The following is a 19,397-nucleotide window of genomic DNA, read 5'->3' on the forward strand; positions in this document are numbered from 1 at the left end:
CCGTAGCGGTCAGATCCATCAAGCGCCTCGCGTCAAGCTACCAACCGGCGACGGGCCTGAAATCGTGCCGCGACCAGATGATCGGTTCTTCCGGCCCGCTCGGCCGGTTCCACAGCGCTTCGAAAAAGGCGGTGGTCACGTGCCAGCTTTTCTCCAGCCCGCCGACGCGTACGCGCTTGTCCCAGGCCAGCTGGCCGCGATTGAGCACCTTGCGCCCGATCGCGCCGTAGATATTGGCCGCCGCAAGCACGGCCCAGCGCTGGCGGAAGCGCAGCTTCTTCGCGCCGAGCTTCGATGCCTCCTCGTGCTTTTCCATCAGCGCGATGAGGCGCGGCATCAGGCTGGCGAGCTTGAAGCGGTTTTCGGGAAGGGCATGTTCGCCCGCTTGCCAGTCCAGTTCGGCCAGCCACGTCGCGGGCAGGTAGCAGCGCCCGGCTTCCGCATCCTCGGTAATGTCGCGCGCGATGTTCGCAATTTGGAAGGCAAGGCCGAGGTCGCAGGCGCGGTCGAGCGTTTCGCCGTCGTCCTTGGGCACGCCCATGATCACCGCCATCATGATGCCGACCGATCCGGCTACGTGATAGCAATAGCGCATCATGTCGGCCTCGGTACGCGGCTGCCAGCGGGTGGCGTCGAGCGCGAAGCCGCCGATCATGTCGTTCGCCATGTCCCAGTCGAGCCCGCACTCGTCTGCAACGAGGCCGAAGGCATCGAACGCGAAGTCTGCCGTGGGCTGTTCGTCCAGCGCGCGCTTGGTCAGGACGCGGATCGCCTGGACGCGGTCTTCTGCGCTTTTCAAATCGCCTTGGTCCCCCAGCGGACCGCCCTTGTCCTGGTTGTCGGCGATATCGTCGCACCGGCGGCACCAGGCGTACAGAAGCCAGGAGCGTTCGCGGGTCGTGCGGTCGAACAGTTTCGACGCGGCGGCGAAGCTTTGCGAGCCTTCCGCAATCGCGTCGTGTGATTTCGCAACCAGCGCTGAACGTTCGCGGCCGCCGCCTGCCCGGGCAGGCGTTGCGCGCAGATTGCTCGTGGTAAGGGGACGCTGTGCGCTCAGAGGTCTTCCGCCTTCATCTTGAAGATCGGGGTATGCGGGGAATAGCTTTCCATCTGCTGAAGCAGGCCGCTTAACGTAGTGTCGTGCACGAGAATGCCTTGGTGCGCAGCACGCACGAAGCCGACGTCCGCCATCTTGCGATTGAAGGCGATGAGTTCGTCATAAAAGCCGAATGCGTTGAGCAGGCCGACCGGATTGGAGTGATAGCCGAGCTGCGCCCAGCTCATCGCTTCCCACAGCTCGTCCATGGTGCCGACGCCGCCCGGAATGGTGATGAACCCGTCGCTGAGATCGGTGAAGCGCTGCTTGCGCTCATGCATTCCGCCGACCGTGTGAAGTTCGGTGCAGTCGTGGTTTGCGACTTCCGAATTGGCGAGTGCTTCGGGAATGATCCCGATAACTTCACCGCCCGCTTCGAGTGCGCCGCGCGCAGTCGCACCCATCAGGCCAAGCCTGCCGCCGCCATAGACGACCCCGATGCCACGCTCGGCCAGGCCGGCGCCGACATCGGAGGCAAGCTGGATGTAACGTGGATCTTCGGGCGAAGCGGAACCGCAATAAACCGCTAGTCTCTTCATTTTTCGAGCAAATCCTCAACCATGAGCCCCGCGGTCGCCTTGGCGCTGCCGACCACGCCGGGGATGCCGGCGCCCGGGTGCGTGCCTGCGCCCACGAGGTAGAAATTATCGATCACGTCGTCGCGATTGTGCCCGCGGAACCATGCGCTCTGCGTCAGCACCGGTTCGAGGCTGAAGGCGCTGCCCATGTGGGCATTGAGGTCCATCGCGAAATCGCGCGGTGCGTAGTGGAACTTGGTCTTGATCCGGCCATGAAGGTCCGGGATCAGGCGGCGCTCGACCTCGTCGAGGATGCGCTTTTCCAGGATCGGGCCCATCTCTTCCCAGTCGACCGACAGCTTGCCCATGTGGGCGACGGGGACGAGCGCGTAAAAGGTGCTCATGCCTTCGGGCGCCATGCCGGGATCGGTCACGCTGGGGTGGTGCAGGTAGATCGAGAAATCCTGCGGCAGGACGCCGTGATCGTAAATGTCTTCCAGCAGGCCCTTATAGCGCGGGCCGAACAGGATCATGTGATGCGGGATGCCCGGCCAGGTGCCCTCGATGCCGAAATGGACGACGAACAGGCCCGGCGAAAAGCTCTTGCGCGACAGCGACTTGGCGTAGCTTTTCCCGCGCTTGGTCTCGCCCAGCAGGTCCTTGTAGCTGTGCATGATGTCGGCATTGCTGGCGACCGCGTCGAAGCGCTGCTTCCAGCCAGAATGGGTTTCCACCTCGCTCGCCCGGTTGCCCAGCGTGTGCACCTGGACCACCGGATCGTGGAGGCGCACGGTGCCGCCGATCCGCTCGAAATGCTTCACCATGGCGGCGATCAGCCGGTTGGTGCCGCCCTTGGCCCACCAGACGCCGCCGTCCTTTTCCAGCTTGTGGATGAGGGCGTAGATGCTGCTGGTCTTCATCGGATTGCCGCCGACAAGCAGGGTATGGAAGCTCAGCGCCTCGCGCAGCTTCTCGTTTTCGACATAGCTCGACACCATGGAATAAACGCTGCGCCACGCCTGCTTCTTGGCCAGCGCGGGAGCAGCCTTCAGCATCGACTTGAAGTCGAGGAAGGGTTTGTGGCCCAGCTTGACGTAGCCTTCTTCGTAGACGCCTGCCGAATATTCGAGGAAGCGCTGGTACCCGGCGACGTCCGCAGGATTGAGCTGCGCGATCTCGCCGAACAATTGCTCTTCGTCGTTCGAATAATCGAAGTTCGTGCCGTCGGGCCAGTTGAGCCGGTAGAAGGGCATGACCGGCATGATCTCGATGTCTTCGGCCATGTCATGCCCGCTCAGCGCCCACAATTCACGCAGGCAGTCGGGATCGGTGATGACGGTGGGACCGGCGTCGAAGGTGAAACCGTCCTTTTCCCAGTAATATGCGCGGCCGCCCGGCTTGTCGCGCGCCTCGATTACCGTGGTTGCAATGCCTGCCGACTGGAGGCGGATGGCGAGCGCGAGGCCGCCGAAACCCGAACCGATGACACAGGCTGTGCGGCCCGTATGCGGTATCTCGGTAGCGTCGGAAGGGGCGGGAGGTGTGGTCTCGGCGTTCATCGATGGCTCTCATGGACGAGCGGTGCGCCCTTGCCAAGCAAGGCCGTGACCGCGCGGGAAATTGGAACGGGCGGCTTGCCCGAGAGGATGCGCAGCTTGTCGAAGCGGGTCGAGCGTGCGGCATAGAACCGCTCGATCAAAGGCTCCGGCAGTCGATAGAAGCGCTCGAACACACGGTATCGTTCCTCCGGAATGGCCGCATCGAACAGCATTTTTCCCAGAAGGCGGTAAAAGCGCGTCCTGCGCCAGTGTTCCTGCGCGCGTTTCTCTACGAAATCCGACAGCTCTGTGCCGGGTAGGTGTGCGGCCCCGGCAATCGCCAGCGCGTTGGCAGCGGCGACCGGCATGGTGTAGCTGGTGAGCGGATGGACGAAGCCGCCGCGAGCGCCCGACAGCGCCACGCCGGGCTGCTGGAGTGAAGCGCGGTAAGCGGTAAAATTGCCGCCGGTAATGACGGGAAGGACGCCGGTTTCCTCGTGCAGCACCTCGGCACTCCAGCCCTTGGCCTTGGCGTAATCTTCGATCCGCCGCGCCAGCATTTCCCGGTCGAGAACCGGACTGTCGGCATAATAGGTGTCCTCGACGAAAATCTCGTTCGCGCCCAGTGGCAGCAGGTAGATGAACCGGTAGGCACCGGGCTGGTTCACCGTGGCATCCATGATAACGGGGCGCTCGATCCCGTGCGGAGCGCGGGTGCGAAGGTGCTGGCCGAGGAAAACCTGCCAGCCACCGGCAAGATGCTCGCTCGGCACAGCATCGCGGCAATCGATCACTGCGCGCGCCTTGATATCCGGGCCGCCACCGATCTCGACCCGGTCCGCCCTGAGGCTGGCGGCGCGCATTCCGGTGAGAATTGCATCCTGTGGCAATTGGCGGCGCAGGTGCGCATCGAAATCGCGGCTGTCGAGAGAACAATAATTAGCCGCCAGCTTGCGCCGGTGAGCCGGGAAGCGGACTTCGTTGCCGCCCGTCCAACTCGTCGCCGTAAAGCCGGAAAGCAGGTCCGTCGCCTCCGGTCCGAGGTCATGCTCGAACCAGCTCCAGCGGTGATTGCCGCCGAAACTCTCGCCCGCTTCGACCAGTGCGATACGGATGGCGGGGTGCGCGCGGTGGATGGCGAGCGCGGTAAGGCCCCCGGCCAGTCCGCCGCCGACAACGGCAATATCGTATTCGCGCCCCATGGGGAACACCGCTTACGTCCCGTGGCCGTGCGCGGCAATCGGTTTCACCCGACACGGCATTCTTCGTGGAACGCCTGCGGGACACGGTCGTTGGGCGGACAAGGGCAATTCGAGGGAAATTCCAATGAAATACGTCGCAATCCTTGGCGCAGCAGGTCTGGGCCTGTGTGCTGCCGCACCGCTCGCAGCACAGGACTATGCCGAGGTCGAAGGTGCGCGCAGCGGGCCGCCATCCACCGTTTTCGACGGCGATTTCCTGAGCGTGGGCGTGGGTGTCGGCTACAATGCGAGCTATTCCGGCAGCGACGATTACAACGTAAATATCCTGCCGATCGTGCAGGGTTCGGTCTGGGGCATAGACATCAATCCGCGCCCGGCTGGCCTCGCACTCGACCTCATTCCCGATGCCGACGATGCGACGGTCAATTTCTCCGCCGGACCCATGTTCCGCCTGCGTAGCGACCGCGTCGATGCAGAGGATATCAACGACGATATCGTCGCTTTTTATGGCGAGCTCGATCGCGCGGTCGAAATTGGTGGCAGCATCGGCGTGTCTTTTCCCAAGCTGCTCAACCCGTTCGACAGCCTGAGCGTCAATGTGGATGCGACGTGGGACGTCGCGGGCGCTCACAATGGCATGACGGTCAGCCCCTCGGTCACTTACTTTACTCCGCTCAGCCGCGCGACGGCCGCCTCGCTGACGCTGAGCACCAGCTTCATCGACGACGATTTCGCGGACTATTATTATTCGGTGCCTCCGGTGAACGCGCTACTGGCTGAAGAGGCTTTGCTGCCCGGCTTCCAGGCTGAAGGCGGTATGCAAAGCTATGGGGTCAACCTGTTCCTGGCCCATGACCTGAGCGGCGACGCTACCGATGGCGGACTTTCGATAATCGGGATCGGCGGCTGGTCGAAACTGGTCAATGACGCTGCCGATACGCCCTTCACGAGCATTCGCGGCGATAACGACCAGTATTTCGTAGCGCTCGGGGTGGGCTACACCTTCTAGGATCTACGCTCTGCAGTAAGGCGGTTATGCTTTTCGGCGAGCGCCTGTGCGCGCTCTATCCGCTCGCGGAACTTGCCTTCGAAGGGATCGCCTGCGGAGATCGGTTTAGTCCGCACGCCCGCCAGGTCGAGGCCATAGAGCTTGTCGTTGGAGCCCATATAGGCCTTGGCCGGCACGCCTTCGCCACCCAGGTCGTCCAGCAGGTGTTCGATGCCGGAAGTGCTGACGCTCACCATCCACTCGGCATAGCTGGTCGCAAATATAAGATAGACGCTGCCATCGTCTCCGGTCGGGGTATGAAACAGCCGCGCGGTGCCCTTGCGCTCTCGTCCGCCCGCATAGGCGCGCCTGCGCTGAATACCCAGCCAGATGTTGTAGATGCCGGCCCAGACCAGGATCGCCCCGAAGAGGACGAAGATTACGGCGAGGAAAGTCGGGATTTCCTCAAGGTCGGGAAACATTCCGAGACCGGCCGCGATCATGGCCAGTCCGATGACGACGGTCAGTAATCCGATCATGGCCTGCCAACTCCGCAACTTGGAATTGGCAGGCCATTAGCACGATCGGGTTAAGGCTTTCGCCTTTTTTCCGTCAGTCGCCCTTCGACGCGGTGCCGACAGTGCCGTCGGCAAGCTCGGGACGGCTGTCGGGCATGGCCGCGTCGCGGTCGCCCGTCTTCAGGTAGGTATCGAACCAGCGCATCATGCGCAGGTTGTAGTCGTAGCGTGCGGCTGCCTTGCGGTTGCCGTGGCCTTCACCCGGATACAGCACGAGACGTACGGGCACATCGGGCTTGCGAACCTTCATCGAGCGATAGAGCTCGTAGCTCTGGCTGGGCGCGACGCGCGTGTCTTCCGCGCCATGCATGATCAGCAGCGGGGTATTGGCCTTGTCGACGTGATAGATCGGCGAGACTTCAAGCATCTTCTGCCAGTCGTCCCACGGCCAGGCGCGGCTGTGAACATTGTACATCTCGTACGGAATGTCGGTCGTGCCGAACTTCGAGATCTGGTTCGAAATGCCTACGAACATCACGCCAGCCACGAACTCGTCGCTGAAGTAGGTCGACGTCCATGCGGTCGCATAACCGCCATAGGAACCGCCGGTCACACCGACGCGGTCGGCATCGGCCACGCCCGCTTCGACAAGCGCGCGCTTTGCATCGACGAGATCGGTGAACTCGGGGTCCGTATAGCGGCCCTGGTGCTGCTTGGAGAAGGCCGTGCCGTAACCGGTGGAACCGCGATAGTTCGGCAGGAAGACCGCATAGCCCTGGCCTGCGGCGACCTGGCCCGGCTTGGAGTAGGCGGTCTGCCAGCCATTGCTGTCATGCGCTTCGGGGCCGCCGTGGACATTGAGGATCAGCGGAGCGCCACCGCGAGGTGCGCCGCCGACCGGCTCGATCAGGACGCCTTCGACCTCCTGGCCGTCACGCGCGGTGAAGGTGAATGCCCGCTGTTCGCCGAAATCGATTTCGGACAGCCAGCTGTTGTGCTGTGTCCAGCGCTGGAATGCGCCGTTGTTCCACACGAACAGTTCGGTCGGGTGCTTCGGGCTGCTCGCCTCGACGGCGATGACATTGCCGCCGGCTTCAACGCTGCTGAGGATCAGCGCGCCGCCATCGTGTTCCTCGGCGACGGAGCCATCGGCATTGTAGACGCGCAGCGAAGACTGCACGCCCGTATGGATGACTGCGGCAAGGCGGCCGTCGGCAAGCCATTCGGCATCGACGGCTGCTTCTGCGGCACCGGCGTTGAGCGCGCGGTAATCACCCGTTGCCACGTCGACGAGGTGCAGCGTGGTGTCGGCGGGATCGTTCATGTCGACACCCGCGATCATGGACAGCTGCGTGCCGTCGGGCGAAATCTCGATATCGCCGAGCTTGCCCGGCGTTTCGACCACATTGAGCACCTTGCCGCTGGTAAGGTCGATGATGTGCGCACGCTTCGAGGTATATTCGTCGTCGATCTGCGGCGTGGGCGCGCTTTCGACGACGCCGGTGGTGCCGTTCGGCGCGACGTGGAAGCCGCTGACATAGCCCGGGATGGTCAGTTCGGTCGGCTCTGCATCGACTTCACCGCCGACCTTGGCTGCGAACAGGCGGTTGAGGCGAGCCTCTTCTTCATACACGATCGCATTGAAGCCTGCCTTGGACTGCTTTTCGCGGTCCTTGTCGTCTTCGGCGGAAGCCAGCATCCAGATGGCCGAGCCGTCCGGAGCCCAGGCATAGGAGCGCACGCTCGCGTCCTTTACCGCGGCGAGCTTGCGGTGCGCGCCGCCGTCTACCGGAATGCCCCAGACCGCGCGGTCCTCGTCCTCGTCTGCCCAGACGAAGCTGATCATGCGGCCGTCGGGCGAAAAGGCGATGCCCGACACGCTCATGTCTTCGGGCAGGAATTCGCGCGCGTTTGCAGGGCCAAAGGCGACGTTCAGCTGCTGCGTGGTCGAACCGTTTTCCTCGCCTTCGGTCACGTCGGGCAGGCTGGCGGTGGTGTAGGCAATGCGGCTGCCATCGGGCGAAACGGCGACCGTGCCGACGCTTTCGAGCGCGGCGACGTCTTCGGGCGTCATCGGGCGCGCCTGCGCCTGTGCGGAAATGGAAGCTGTGGCAAGCAGGCCGGTGGCAACTGCAAGGCGACGAAGGGTAATCAAGATGTTCTCTCCTGCAAGAATCTTCTGCCCGGCTACATAGCGATAGCGCGGCGAAGGGCAAACCGGGGCTTGTCGGCGGCGGGTCGTGCAGGCATCACGGGCCAGCAAGAGGAGAGGAATTCATGCGCAAACTAATCACGGGCCTTGCTGCAAGCGTGCTGGCGGCTGCAACGCCGCTCGCTGCCCAGACCACCGTCATCCATGCCGACGGAGTGGTGACCGATGCCGACAGCGCTCCGCTGGGGCGTTCAACAGTGACCGTGACCGACGGCCGGATCGTCAGCATCGTGGATGGCTGGCAGGCCGTGCCCGAAGGCGCCGAGATGGTCCATCTGGAAGGCAAGACGCTGGTTCCGGGCCTGATCGACTTGCACACCCACCTGTCCGGCGATCCGAGCGGGGAGTTCTGGCGCGCAGCGGTCCAGCCGCCCGAATGGTATTCGCTGGTGGCGGCCAAGAATGCGCGCGTTACCGCCAAGGCCGGTTTCACGACCGTTCGCGATCTTGGCGCGCGGAGCGACCAGGTCATGCAATCGCTGCGCCGCGCGACAGCTGAGGGAATGCTTCCCGGGCCGCGCATCGTCACGTCCGCACGCACCATCGCGATCGTCGGGGGGCATGGCGACATCAACGGCTTCCGCCGTGAAGTGAACGACGCGCTGGGTACATCCTTCGCCTGCACCGGCGCGACCGAGTGCGCGGAGAAGGTACGGCTGGCATCGAAATACGGGGCCGACCTGATCAAGATCACCGCGACCGGCGGCGTGCTGAGCCAGCAGGGCCGCGGGCTCGAAGCGCATTTTACCTTCGACGAGATGAAGACCATCGTCGATACGGCGCACTCGCTGGGCCTCAAGACCGCAGCGCACGCACATGGTGCGCGCGGCATCGAACTGGCGGCACGCGCCGGGGTCCAGACGATCGAGCACGGCACCTATATCGATGAACAGGCGGCCAAGGTGATGCGCGAGAACGGCACCATCCTCGTCCCGACCCTCATGGCTTTCCAAGGCATCAAGGAGAACCTTGGCAAGGGCTTCTACACACCGGTAGTCGAAGACAAGATCCGCGCCGTCAGCGCCTATGCCGAGACAATCGTCGAACGTGCGCGCAAATGGGGCGTGACCATGGCGTTCGGCACCGATGCCGGCGTGTTCCCGCATGGCGATAATGCCGGCGAACTCGCGCTGATGCGCAAGGGCGGGATGAGCGATGCGCAGGTGCTCGCCAGCGCCACCACGGGCGCAGCAAAGGTGCTCGGCATGGAAAACGAAATCGGCCGTATCGCACCGGGCTTTTCCGCCGACATGGTCGCGGTTGACGGAAACCCGCTCGACGATGTGAGCGTGCTCGAGGACACCGGCTGGGTCATGGTCCGCGGCCGCGTCATCGAGTGAGGGGCCGCCCTCGACGCTCGTCCCTGATCGACCAACTTCGGCTGCCGGTCCGTTTGTCGCTTGTCGCGGCGGCCCGGCAGGCATAGGCCGCTGCCAGATTCAAGACAGGGACATTCTCGCCATGCATTTGCTTCGTTCTGCGCTTGTCGGCGCATCCGCTGTGACACTCGCAGCCTGTGCCAGTGTGCCAGGGGATACACAGGCGCCAACTGCGGCAGTCGCCGACGAGGCCCGCGAGCACGATCGGCTGTTCGCCTTGTTTGCAGATGCGGACGAGCGAGAGCTTGCTCTAAATCCCCTGTCGGCGCTGTTTCGCGGAGATACGCGCTATGCGGACAGGATCGGGGATTACTACACCGACGCCTACAATGATGCCTCGCGCGCGGATGCGCAGCTCAACCTTGCAAAGCTGGCCGAAATCGATCGCAGCAAGCTGTCGGACACCGACCGGATCGCTTACGATGTCTTCGCATACAACCAGCGCGAGGCGCTGGCCGGGCTGACCCCTCAAATCCTTGCCGTGACCCAGGTACGACCGGTCAACCATTTCACCGGGTTCCACACCTTCTATCCCAGCTTCGCCAGCGGGCAGAGCGCCGCGCCGTTCGCGACCCTCGAGGACTACGAAAACAATCTCAAGCGGCACGCCGACTATGCCGAGCTGACCGATCGCATGATCGCGCGTTTTCGCGAAGGGATGGACAGCGGTGTCCTGGAAACGCAGCTGACTATCGGAAACGTGATCAGCCAGCTCGACACGCAACTGGCCCACGATATCGAGGAATCGCCCTTCTGGATGCCGGTGACGAACTTTCCGGAAGAATTCTCGCAGGCCGACAGGACCCGTCTGGAAGGGGAGTATCGCACCAGCATCGAACAGGTTTACGCCGCACACGAGCGCCTGCGCGATTTCCTCCGCGACGAATATTACGCTGCCGCCCGTGAAAGTGTGGGCTTATCGCAGATGAAAGGCGGTGAAGCCCTTTATCGCCAGCTGGTCGAGGAAACGACCACGCTGCCGCTGGAGCCCGATTACCTCCATGATCTCGGCCTGTCGGAAGTCGCCCGGATCAAGACCGAACTTGAAAAGGTGAAGGCTGAGGTCGGCTTTACGGGCACGCTGAATGAATTCTTCGACTATGTGCGCACCGATCCCAAGTTCCAGCCGGAAAGCCGCGCAGCGCTGACGCAGACCTATTACGATATCGGCGCCCAGGTGGATGCAAAGATCCCCGAGTATTTCTCGCTCACGCCCAAGACCCCGCTCGAGATCAAGCCCTACGAGGAATATCGCGAGAAGTTCGAGGCCGGCGGTTCGTATCAGAGCGGTGCCGCGGACGGATCGCGCCCGGGCACGTTCTATTTCAACGCCTATGATCTCCCCAGCCGCCTGACGACCGGCAATATGACGCTGTACCTGCACGAAGGCGCCCCGGGGCATCACTTCCAGATCAGCCTGGCGCAGGAAAACGAAGCGCTGCCGGCGTTTATGCGCTTCGGCGGGACGACGGCCTATATCGAAGGCTGGGCGCTCTATGCCGAGACCCTCGGTTACGAGATGGGCTTCTTCGACGACCCGTGGAACCGGTACGGCACGCTTCAGGACGAACAGCTTCGCGCCATGCGGCTGGTGGTCGATACGGGGCTTCACGCGAAGGGCTGGAGCCGGGAGCAGGCCATCGACTTCATGCTGGAAAATTCCGGCATGACGCGCACGGAAGTGGTGGCAGAGGTGGAACGCTACATCGCCATTCCCAGCCAGGCGCTCGCCTACAAGGTCGGTGCGCTGAAAATCCAGGAATTGCGGACCAAGGCAGAAAGCGCGCTGGGCGACGCTTTCGACATTCGCACATTCCATGCGCAGGTGCTCGATAGCGGCGGCCTGCCGTTGCCGGTGCTGGAAGCAAAGATCGACCGCTGGATCGCGGATGGCGGCAAGTAAGAACGAATACAGGAGAGGTTCAATGAAACTGACTGCAACGCGCACTGCGCTGGCCCTGGTGATGGTATCGGGCCTTGGCGCCTGCACTGCCGTATCCGGCGGAGTAGAGACCGCGGCGCAGGCCGTGAGCGACGGTGCATCGCAAGCTGTCGCGGCGGCGGCGCTGGACGAATTGCTGGTTCGCAGCGAAGCGGCCTATCTCGATCGCAATCCGGTTGCGGCATTTTTCAGGAATGACTTCTCAGATGCCGACAAGCTCGGCGATTTCTCGCCTGCTTCTCTAGCGAGCGAGCGCGCTGCCGCTCAGGCCGATCTTGCTGCCTTGCGCCTGATCGATCGGTCAGCGCTGAGCGAGACCGACCAGATTGTCTACGATACATTCGAGTACACGATGCAGCGCCGCATCGCGCAGACGGAATCGGATATCCTGCCGACCATGCTGGCTACACCGATCGACCATTTCCGCGGCTTTCACGTGTTTTATCCGCGCCTCTCCGCTCCGGGCGCCCTGATGCCCTTCGAAACGGTCAAGGATTTCGAGGATAATTTGTCACGCCATCGTGATGCAGCGCGCGGGATTGACCAGATGATCGCCCGCATGAGGACTGGGGCCGCGCGAGGTATCACACTGCCGAGCCTGACGGTCGAGATCATGATCAAGCAGTTCGATACGCAGCTCGACGCTCCGGACGACAAGAACCCCTATTACGCTCCGCTGGCAGCATTCCCGAGCACCTTCGCAGACGAAGAGAAGCGGGGCCTTACCAAGGCCTATCGTGAGACGGTGCAGGACGTGCTCTTCCCCGCAATGAAGCGTATGCGCGATTTTCTCGCGGAGGAATACCTGCCCGTCGCGCGCGAGACGATTGCGGCAACCGCCAATCCGGACGGTGATGATTATTACAGCTACCGCATTCACGAAATGACGACGCTGCCGCTGACGGCCGAGGAAATCCACCAGACCGGCCTATCCGAAGTGGCGCGAATCAATGCAGCGATTGCCGAGGCGAAAGCCGAAGCAGGCGATCGAACGGCGCCGACTTACACCACCAAGGCCGAATTGCAGGAGGCTTGGTACGAAGTCGGCAAGCAAGTCGATCCCTTGATGGATCGCCTGTTCCTGAACCAGCCCAGGACGCCGCTGCGCATCGAGCCGTATGAGGAATATCGCGAGGCCTTCAATCTTGCCGCATCCTATATGGCAGGCAAGCCCGACGGGACGCGTCCGGGGACCTTTTATTTCAGCGGCTACAATGTGGCGGAGCGCAAGCTCGGTACGTCGATCAACCTCTACATGCACGAAGGCAACCCGGGGCATCACTTCCAGACGATGCTCGCCTTCGAGAACGAGGAACTGCCCGATTTCATGCGCTATGGCGGCTTCACCGCTTTCAGCGAGGGTTGGGGCCTCTACGCCGAGAGCCTGGGCTACGAACTGGGTCTTTATGACGATCCGCTGCACCGCCTGGCGGCGTTGCAGGGCGGGGAGTTGCTGCGCGCAGTGCGTCTCGTCGTCGACACCGGGATGCACGCCAAGGGGTGGAGCCGGGAGCAAGCGATCGAATACATGGTCGAGAACGGCCAGCCGCGCGATTTCGCCGAAAGCGAAACGGCCCGCTACATTGTGATGCCGGCCCAGGCGTTGGCTTACAAAACCGGCGAATTGAAAATCAAGCAACTGCGGGCCAAGGCCGAAGCGGCATTGGGCGACGATTTCGACGTGCGCCGGTTCCATGACCAGGTGCTGGCAACGGGCGACATCCCGCTCGAAGTGCTCGAAGCGAAGATCGACGACTGGATCGCGAGCGGCGGACGGTAGGGCCTTGGTCCCGTTTTGGGACAAGCCCCTGCCATCACGGCAAGAATTCGGGAACCGGATCGCGGACTAAGGGGTTTTACGCGGCAGGACGGTGGGAAAGTATTTCATGGAGGTAACCCATGTCGAGCTTGTCCTTCCATAGCAGCCGCCCCGATGGGTGGGTTCAGCCCAAGGCCTATAGCGACGCGTCCCTGCGCTATAAGCACCACGGCAAGATCCTCCCGATGGAAAAGCCGGGCTTTTTCGCCCGCCTGTTCGGGGCTCGCTGAGCGGTTCAGTCAAAAGGACGCCCGTAAAAGGGAAGGGGCCGGAGGTCGAAAGACCCCCGGCCCCTGATTTTTATGCCTTCGGAAGATTGGAAGAGGTCAGTACTCTTCCGGTTCTTCCGGCGTTTCGGCCGTGTGCGTGGGACCGGCATCCTTCTCGCCCCGGGCCAGCTTGAACACCACGCCGCTCAGCAAGGCGAGGGCAAGCAGGTTGGGCAGCGCCATCGCGGCATTGGAAATGTCGCCCAGGCGCCAGACCAGTTCGGACGGCTGTGCCGCGCCGAGGAAGATCACGACGCACCACAACACGCGCCATGCCATGTGCAGCTTCTTCTCGCCCGAGCGGGTAGAGCCCTTCATCCGGTCGTAGAGGAAGGTGATCGCGCGTTCGCCGTAGTAGGACCACGTCAGCAGCGTGGTGAAAACGAACAGGATCAGCGCGATCGATGCGATCAGCGTACCGATCGGAATGCCTGCCAGCGTGAACGGGAAGGCGGCGGCAAAGGCACCGCTCGTCATCTCGAAGCCGACCCGGTCGGATTGCCAAGCATGGAGCACTGCCTCGCCGCCTGCGGTAAAGTCGCCGCGCACGGTCAGGATGACCAGTGCGGTCATGGTGCAGATCACGATCGTGTCGATGAACGTGCCGAGCATGGCCATCCGGCCCTGCGATTCGGGATCGTTCGTCTGCGCAACGGCGTGGGCGATGGCGGTCGAACCCTGGCCAGCCTCGTTGGAGAACAGGCCGCGCGCGACACCGGCGCGTATGGCGATGATGATCGCCGCGCCGACGAAGCCGCCGCTGGCCGCCTGCGGGTTGAACGCCCCGTGGAAGATCAGTGCGAAGGTTTCGCCCAGGTCACCGAAGTTCAGGATCAGCGCGATCACGGCCATGACGATGTAGGCAGCCGCCATGAATGGCACGACTTTCTCGGCCACGTTGCCGATCGACTTGATGCCGCCGATGATGACGATGAACACCAGGATCGCGACGATCAGGCCGCCGAGCCACTCCTCGATGCCGAACAGTTCGTTGAGGCCGTCGGCCACGGCATTCGCCTGGATAGAGTTACCGGTGACGAGTGCGGAGAACAGCGTGCCGAGGCAGAACACCACGGCCAGCCAGGTCCATTTCTTGCCCAGGCCCATCATGATGTAGGTCATCGGACCGCCGCGCAGCACGCCATCGCTGGTGCGTTCGCGATAGCGGATCGCCAGAGAACCTTCGGCGAAGGCCAGGGCCATGCCGAACAGGGCGGTGATCCACATCCAGAAAATCGCCCCGGGACCGCCCAGCGCGATGGCGGTCGCCACACCCGCAAGGTTACCCGTGCCAACCTGCCCGGAAAGCGCGGTCGAGAGCGCCGCGAAAGGCGAAATTTCACCATCGCCCTGGCTCTTGCGACCTGCGAACAGGCCCTTGAAGGCGCTGCCGAGCTTGATAATCGGGTAGAACCGCAGGCCGATCATAATCCACAGGCCGATGCCCAGCAGGATGATGGTCATCGGCGGGAAGGGGAGGACTTCCACCCCGTTCCACGTACCTACCCAGATGAAATCGGATACATTGGTAACCGGCTCGACCAGCCGATCGCCAAGACTTGGTGCCTGGCTTGTTGCCATGGTTAGGAAACCCCTCTCGCGTCCCTTGAAATCAAGTGGCGCACGCTAGAGATGCTTGGTCGCCTTGGAAAGACGCAAATGCGCGCCTCTCCCCCGCTTGCGTTTTGCGCGGGTGGAGCCTACATGGCTTGTCGTCTTCCGACATCGATGATGGATACAGCCCCTCCCGGACTTGAACCGGGGCGGCGAAACCCCCATCCCGGAAGGCACGAGCAGTTCAAGTGCGAGAGTGACAGGCCATGGCCGACAAAGGAAACAAGACTTCCCCCGCCGAATTCATCCGGCAGGTGCAGACCGAAGGCCGCAAGGTCGTTTGGCCGACGCGCGAAGAGACGATCCGTATCTCGATCTTCGTTTTCATCATGATGGTGATCCTCTCGCTCTTCTTCCTCGGCGTGGATTCGGTTTTCAGCGCAGTCGTGCGCTGGCTCATGACTCTCGCCTGACGGGCATAACGGCCCGACAAGACCCTCCGACAGGATAAAAGATTAGATCATGGCACGCTGGTACATCATCCACGCCTACTCCGGCTTCGAGAACAAGGTTCGCGATTCGATCATCGCCGAAGCAGAGCGCCTGGGCCTTTCCGAAGGCGTCGAAGAAGTCGAAGTCCCGACCGAAACCGTTACCGAAGTGAAGCGCGGCAAGAAGGTCCAGGTCGAGCGCAAGTTCATGCCGGGCTACGTTCTGGCCAAGCTGAACATGACCGACGACGTGTACCACCTTGTGAAGAACACGCCGAAGGTTACCGGTTTCCTTGGCAACAACAACAAGCCGCAGGCGATCTCCGAAAAGGAAGCCGCGCGCTATTTCGGCGGTGTCGAAGAAGCCAAGTCCGCTCCCAAGAAGCAGGTCAGCGTCGATTACGAAATCGGCGACCAGGTCAAGGTCCTCGACGGCCCCTTCGCCAGCTTCAACGGCCTTGTCGAGGAACTCGATTTCGACAAGCAGAAGGTCAAGGTTTCGGTGTCGATTTTCGGCCGCGCAACGCCGGTCGAGCTGGAATTCGAACAGGTCGAACTGGTCAAGTAACCGCAAGACATCAGCGATTCGAAAAAAGGGGCGCTCCTCGCAAGAGAGGGGCGCCCCTTTTCGTATCTGCTTGAAGGCCCTCAGCTGGTGCCGAGCATGCCCAGGCTGTTGGCGTAGGCGAGGCTCATCATGATCGTGTCGACCGCGGCGTGGGCGAGGATGCAGGCCCACAGATTGCCGCCGCACTTGACGCGCAGATATCCAAGCCCGGCGCCGACGACGCCGGTGATCAGGACGCCGCCCAATCCCTGGTAGAGATGCGGGAAGCTGAACAGCACCGCCTGGATCAGGATCACCAGCCATATCTTGTCGCCGATGCCGCGCAGGCGCTGCAGCCGGTCCATCAGGAAGCCGCGATAGAGCAACTCTTCCCCGAAGCCGGCGGCGAACCAGGCGACGAAGACGATCCACATGACGAAGCTCGTCGGGCTTTCGGTCACGAAGTCCATCACCGCCACGACATTGGGCGTATCGATGCCCAGCTGGCTGACCAGCCACGAGCCCGCCTGGAACCACGCGATGATGAGCACGGTGGCGAGCGAGGCGAGGGCGAAGGTATTGCCCCAGCTCTTGGGCGCCCGAAGGTTCCACGCAGCGGCCAAGTGGCCATCGCGGCTCAGCCAGAACCAGCACAGCAGGAGCGCGGCGGCCATGCTGCCCACCACCGATCCGATCAGCCCTTCGGATGTCATGCCCAGCATGAGCACCGCTGGTACCGATGCGGCGAAGAACACGATGGTTACAGTCACGAACTGGAGGATGAAGCGTCCCCAGCCGAGCGTGCCGGGCACAGCCGCCGCTTGCGAAACGGCCGAATTCTCGACCCCGGTCAGGCTGTTCTCAGTGGTCGCGGTGCCGGTCATTCCTACCCATCCCCTGCTGGTGTCCCGGATGCATCCCGCACCGGGCGCGCCGCATCAAGTCGGGGCGGGGGTAAATCCCCAGCCTAGCGCCGGTTCGGGCCTTGCGGGGATTGTCAGGCGGAGGTGCCGGAGCTGGCGCGCAGCGCGGCCAGCTCGTCATCGACCGCGCTCTCGCGGCGCATATCCTCCAGTTCGCGGTCGACGGCGGCCTTGCGGGCAGCCGCCTGCGAACCGTCGAGAGCATAACCGGTGCGCTTCTCGAGCGCCTCGATATGGCCGAGCCGGCGATCCACCGGGCTTTCGCGCGGAGCGGACCCGCTCGCGACCGGCGCGAGGCGATCAGCCGCCAGCTGGTCGGCAAGCCGCATCCGCACATCGTCGCGCTTGGCTTCGAGCTGTAGTTCGACCTCTTGCATGTCGATAAGGCTTGCCTCGATGGCGGCGATCTCTTCCTCGATCTTGCTGAAGGAAAGCCGGGTATCCTCGCGGGCGATCAGCGCTTGTCGGGCAAGGTCCTCGCGGCCCTTGTTCATCGCCGACTTCGCCTTGTCCTGCCATTCGTCGATCTGTCCGCGGGTATCTTCGAGGCGGGCCTCCAGCCGCACCTTGTAGCGGCGGGCCTTGCTCATATCGCCGGTCAGGCCGACCAGCGCTTCCTCGATCTCGCGCTGCAGGCGCAGCAGCAGCTTGGCCGGATCAAACGCCTTGTCCAGCGCGCTCGACACATTGCTCGAGATGAGATCCCTCACTTCGATTGCAATACGAAACATTTCCACCACCCCTCAGTAAAAGTACCGGCGTATTCTATATTCGAGTCCTTAACAGAACCTCTTGTTCAGGAAAGGGAAGAATTTACCGTATCTGTAGATGACGGTTTCCTACAATTACAAGCGGCAGGTAAATTGCCTGGGATGCAAGAGCCCCTCAATTCCGATATAGTTGCTGTCGCAAGCCGCTGCCATCTCCGCTGGAAAGTTATGCTCCAGGACCCTGTTCCACATGTTCCACTCTGTAGGGCAGTGCGCGGGCAAGTCCAAATGGCGTCCAACACGGCGCTTCAGGCTTGCAATCGGGCGCAGAATCGCTATGTGCGCGCCTTCCCAAGCCCATGGCTAGGATACCCACGCGGGAGGTCTGCTTCGCGGACCGCTCGACCGCTTAACATGAGGCTGCCTTCGCAAGAGCGCGGCCGACAGTGTGAAAGGAGGCCGTAATGGCCAAGAAGATCGAAGGCTATATCAAGCTGCAGGTGCCCGCGGGCACTGCAAACCCGTCACCCCCGATCGGCCCGGCACTGGGTCAGCGCGGCGTGAACATCATGGAATTCTGCAAGGCTTTCAACGCCGCTACGCAGGACCTCGAAAAGAACGCTCCGATCCCGACGGTCATCACCGTCTATGCCGACCGTTCGTTCAGCTTCACCACCAAGACGCCGCCGGCTTCCTTCTACCTGAAGAAGGCCGCGAAGCTTAAGTCGGGTTCGAAGGAGCCGGGCAAGGTTTCCGCCGGAACCATCAAGCAGAGCGCGGTGAAGGAAATCGCAGAAGCCAAGATGGCTGACCTCAATGCGAACGACATCGACCAGGCAATGAAGATCATCGAAGGCTCCGCGCGTTCGATGGGCCTCGAAGTGGTGGAGGGCTAAGACCATGGCAAAGCAGACCAAGAACCAGCAGGTTCGTGCCAAGCTCGACGGCGAAAAACTGTACACCGTCGACGAAGCAATCGCCACGCTGCGCGAGCACAAGGCGAAGTTTGACGAAACCGTCGAAGTTGCAATGAACCTGGGTGTCGACCCGCGTCACGCCGACCAGATGGTCCGCGGCATGGTTTCGCTTCCGAGCGGCACCGGCAAGGACGTCAAGGTCGCCGTCTTCGCGCGCGGTGACAATGCCGAGAAGGCCACTGCCGCCGGCGCCGACAAGGTCGGTGCGGAAGACCTCATGGAAGACATGCAGAACGGCAATCTCGACTATGACCGCGTGATCGCCACGCCGGACATGATGGGCGTGGTCGGCCGCCTCGGTAAGGTGCTTGGTCCCAAGGGCCTGATGCCGAACCCGAAGCTGGGCACCGTGACCCCGAACGTGGAGCAGGCCGTCAAGGACGCCAAGGGCGGCCAGGTCGAATTCCGCGTCGAGAAGCAGGGCATCATCCACTCCGGTATCGGCAAGCTGTCGTTCAAGGACGAGGACCTGAAGACCAACTTCAAGGCGCTGACCGATGCAATCGTCAAGGCGAAGCCGACCGGTGCCAAGGGCAAGTACGTCAAGAAGGTCACGCTGACCTCCTCGATGGGCCCGGGTCTCAAGGTCGACCTCGGCGAGGTGGAGGGAGCGTAAGGCTCTTTCCTACTCGGACAGAACGAGACTATCGCCGCGCTCATGCAGCGAGGCGATAGCGCAAAAGAAACGGGCCGGGGGGGAAACCTCCGGCCCTT

Annotated in this window: 18 protein-coding genes; 9 read left to right on the forward strand and 9 right to left on the reverse strand. The window is 62.6% G+C overall.

The window, feature by feature from the left end; genetic code table 11:
* Positions 1-37: 37 nt before the first annotated feature.
* The 4 genes from GRI34_RS00350 to crtY are packed head-to-tail and all read right to left on the reverse strand — an operon-like array spanning position 38 to position 4,354.
* A complete protein-coding gene (locus GRI34_RS00350) occupies positions 38-1,057 on the reverse strand; it encodes a phytoene/squalene synthase family protein (RefSeq protein ID WP_160596327.1) in 1,020 nt (339 codons plus the stop codon).
* Entirely contained in the window at positions 1,054-1,635 is a 582-nt protein-coding gene (locus GRI34_RS00355; protein ID WP_160594242.1) for an LOG family protein, read from the reverse strand. The genes GRI34_RS00350 and GRI34_RS00355 overlap by 4 nt, the downstream gene beginning before the upstream one ends.
* Positions 1,632-3,173 (reverse strand): phytoene desaturase, encoded by a 1,542-nt coding sequence (locus GRI34_RS00360; RefSeq protein ID WP_160594243.1) that lies wholly within the window; start codon positions 3,171-3,173, stop codon positions 1,632-1,634. Before GRI34_RS00360 ends, GRI34_RS00355 begins: the two co-directional genes overlap by 4 nt.
* Complete coding sequence (crtY, locus tag GRI34_RS00365) at positions 3,170-4,354, reverse strand: lycopene beta-cyclase CrtY (protein WP_160594244.1); 1,185 nt, start codon at positions 4,352-4,354, stop codon at positions 3,170-3,172. Before crtY ends, GRI34_RS00360 begins: the two co-directional genes overlap by 4 nt.
* Before the next feature lie 124 nt (positions 4,355-4,478).
* Between crtY and GRI34_RS00370 the strand changes: the two genes are divergently transcribed.
* Positions 4,479-5,363, forward strand: a complete 885-nt coding sequence (locus tag GRI34_RS00370; RefSeq protein ID WP_160594245.1) for a MipA/OmpV family protein — start codon at positions 4,479-4,481, stop codon at positions 5,361-5,363.
* Here the strand turns inward: GRI34_RS00370 and GRI34_RS00375 are convergent.
* Positions 5,360-5,881, reverse strand: a complete 522-nt coding sequence (locus tag GRI34_RS00375) for a hypothetical protein (RefSeq protein ID WP_160594246.1) — start codon at positions 5,879-5,881, stop codon at positions 5,360-5,362. The two genes, GRI34_RS00370 and GRI34_RS00375, sit on opposite strands and share 4 nt — an antisense overlap.
* 73 nt (positions 5,882-5,954) lie before the next feature.
* Positions 5,955-8,015: a S9 family peptidase gene (locus GRI34_RS00380; protein ID WP_234028102.1), complete on the reverse strand. Its 2,061-nt coding sequence runs from the start codon at positions 8,013-8,015 to the stop codon at positions 5,955-5,957.
* Positions 8,016-8,137: 122 nt separating this feature from the next.
* Here GRI34_RS00380 and GRI34_RS00385 point away from each other — a divergent pair, with 122 nt between their 5' ends.
* The 4 genes from GRI34_RS00385 (at position 8,138) to GRI34_RS00400 (ending at position 13,442) form a co-directional block, all read left to right on the forward strand.
* A complete protein-coding gene (locus tag GRI34_RS00385) occupies positions 8,138-9,412 on the forward strand; it encodes a metal-dependent hydrolase family protein (RefSeq protein ID WP_160594247.1) in 1,275 nt (424 codons plus the stop codon).
* Between the two features lie 121 nt (positions 9,413-9,533).
* Positions 9,534-11,354 carry a DUF885 domain-containing protein gene (locus tag GRI34_RS00390; protein ID WP_160594248.1) on the forward strand — a complete coding sequence of 607 codons (1,821 nt, stop codon included), beginning with the start codon at positions 9,534-9,536 and terminating at the stop codon, positions 11,352-11,354.
* A 22-nt stretch (positions 11,355-11,376) separates the two neighbouring features.
* The gene (locus tag GRI34_RS00395; protein WP_160594249.1) at positions 11,377-13,173 is read left to right on the forward strand and encodes a DUF885 domain-containing protein; all 1,797 of its coding nucleotides are present in this window, start codon (positions 11,377-11,379) and stop codon (positions 13,171-13,173) included.
* A gap of 119 nt (positions 13,174-13,292) precedes the next feature.
* Positions 13,293-13,442 carry an MYG1 family protein gene (locus GRI34_RS00400; RefSeq protein WP_160594250.1) on the forward strand — a complete coding sequence of 50 codons (150 nt, stop codon included), beginning with the start codon at positions 13,293-13,295 and terminating at the stop codon, positions 13,440-13,442.
* A 96-nt stretch (positions 13,443-13,538) separates the two neighbouring features.
* Here the strand turns inward: GRI34_RS00400 and GRI34_RS00405 are convergent, their stop codons facing one another.
* Positions 13,539-15,062, reverse strand: coding sequence for an alanine/glycine:cation symporter family protein (locus GRI34_RS00405; RefSeq protein WP_160594251.1), 1,524 nt, complete (start codon positions 15,060-15,062; stop codon positions 13,539-13,541).
* Positions 15,063-15,301: 239 nt separating this feature from the next.
* On the opposite strand from GRI34_RS00405, the gene secE reads away from it, so the two are divergent.
* Together secE and nusG are read left to right on the forward strand one after the other, a co-directional pair.
* Positions 15,302-15,508, forward strand: a complete 207-nt coding sequence (gene secE, locus GRI34_RS00410) for a preprotein translocase subunit SecE (protein WP_090477939.1) — start codon at positions 15,302-15,304, stop codon at positions 15,506-15,508.
* 49 nt (positions 15,509-15,557) lie between these two features.
* On the forward strand, positions 15,558-16,094 hold the full coding sequence (gene nusG, locus GRI34_RS00415; RefSeq protein WP_100260495.1) for a transcription termination/antitermination protein NusG: 537 nt from the start codon (positions 15,558-15,560) through the stop codon (positions 16,092-16,094).
* A gap of 80 nt (positions 16,095-16,174) precedes the next feature.
* On the opposite strand, the gene GRI34_RS00420 is transcribed toward nusG, so the two are convergent.
* Positions 16,175-16,957, reverse strand: coding sequence for a CPBP family intramembrane glutamic endopeptidase (locus tag GRI34_RS00420; RefSeq protein WP_160594252.1), 783 nt, complete (start codon positions 16,955-16,957; stop codon positions 16,175-16,177).
* 113 nt (positions 16,958-17,070) lie between these two features.
* Positions 17,071-17,727 carry a PspA/IM30 family protein gene (locus GRI34_RS00425; RefSeq protein WP_160594253.1) on the reverse strand — a complete coding sequence of 219 codons (657 nt, stop codon included), beginning with the start codon at positions 17,725-17,727 and terminating at the stop codon, positions 17,071-17,073.
* A 443-nt stretch (positions 17,728-18,170) separates the two neighbouring features.
* Here GRI34_RS00425 and rplK point away from each other — a divergent pair, with 443 nt between their 5' ends.
* Positions 18,171-18,602: a 50S ribosomal protein L11 gene (gene rplK, locus GRI34_RS00430; RefSeq protein WP_090477950.1), complete on the forward strand. Its 432-nt coding sequence runs from the start codon at positions 18,171-18,173 to the stop codon at positions 18,600-18,602.
* Between the two features lie 4 nt (positions 18,603-18,606).
* Positions 18,607-19,299: a 50S ribosomal protein L1 gene (gene rplA, locus GRI34_RS00435; protein WP_160594254.1), complete on the forward strand. Its 693-nt coding sequence runs from the start codon at positions 18,607-18,609 to the stop codon at positions 19,297-19,299.
* Positions 19,300-19,397 lie beyond the last annotated feature (98 nt).

This window comes from Qipengyuania aquimaris (genome assembly GCF_009827445.1).
Lineage (GTDB): Bacteria > Pseudomonadota > Alphaproteobacteria > Sphingomonadales > Sphingomonadaceae > Qipengyuania > Qipengyuania aquimaris.

What these genes read in the sequence shown, in the direction of transcription:
- GRI34_RS00355 (WP_160594242.1), bottom strand. Translation starts at nt 1,635, where the DNA reads ATGAAGAGACTAGCGGTTTATTGCGGTTCCGCTTCGCCCGAAGATCCA.
- GRI34_RS00360 (WP_160594243.1), bottom strand. Translation starts at nt 3,173, where the DNA reads ATGAACGCCGAGACCACACCTCCCGCCCCTTCCGACGCTACCGAGATA.
- crtY (WP_160594244.1), bottom strand. Translation starts at nt 4,354, where the DNA reads ATGGGGCGCGAATACGATATTGCCGTTGTCGGCGGCGGACTGGCCGGG.
- GRI34_RS00370 (WP_160594245.1), top strand. Translation starts at nt 4,479, where the DNA reads ATGAAATACGTCGCAATCCTTGGCGCAGCAGGTCTGGGCCTGTGTGCT.
- GRI34_RS00375 (WP_160594246.1), bottom strand. Translation starts at nt 5,881, where the DNA reads ATGATCGGATTACTGACCGTCGTCATCGGACTGGCCATGATCGCGGCC.
- GRI34_RS00385 (WP_160594247.1), top strand. Translation starts at nt 8,138, where the DNA reads ATGCGCAAACTAATCACGGGCCTTGCTGCAAGCGTGCTGGCGGCTGCA.
- GRI34_RS00390 (WP_160594248.1), top strand. Translation starts at nt 9,534, where the DNA reads ATGCATTTGCTTCGTTCTGCGCTTGTCGGCGCATCCGCTGTGACACTC.
- GRI34_RS00395 (WP_160594249.1), top strand. Translation starts at nt 11,377, where the DNA reads ATGAAACTGACTGCAACGCGCACTGCGCTGGCCCTGGTGATGGTATCG.
- GRI34_RS00400 (WP_160594250.1), top strand. Translation starts at nt 13,293, where the DNA reads ATGTCGAGCTTGTCCTTCCATAGCAGCCGCCCCGATGGGTGGGTTCAG.
- GRI34_RS00405 (WP_160594251.1), bottom strand. Translation starts at nt 15,062, where the DNA reads ATGGCAACAAGCCAGGCACCAAGTCTTGGCGATCGGCTGGTCGAGCCG.
- secE (WP_090477939.1), top strand. Translation starts at nt 15,302, where the DNA reads ATGGCCGACAAAGGAAACAAGACTTCCCCCGCCGAATTCATCCGGCAG.
- nusG (WP_100260495.1), top strand. Translation starts at nt 15,558, where the DNA reads ATGGCACGCTGGTACATCATCCACGCCTACTCCGGCTTCGAGAACAAG.
- GRI34_RS00420 (WP_160594252.1), bottom strand. Translation starts at nt 16,957, where the DNA reads ATGACCGGCACCGCGACCACTGAGAACAGCCTGACCGGGGTCGAGAAT.
- GRI34_RS00425 (WP_160594253.1), bottom strand. Translation starts at nt 17,727, where the DNA reads ATGTTTCGTATTGCAATCGAAGTGAGGGATCTCATCTCGAGCAATGTG.
- rplK (WP_090477950.1), top strand. Translation starts at nt 18,171, where the DNA reads ATGGCCAAGAAGATCGAAGGCTATATCAAGCTGCAGGTGCCCGCGGGC.
- rplA (WP_160594254.1), top strand. Translation starts at nt 18,607, where the DNA reads ATGGCAAAGCAGACCAAGAACCAGCAGGTTCGTGCCAAGCTCGACGGC.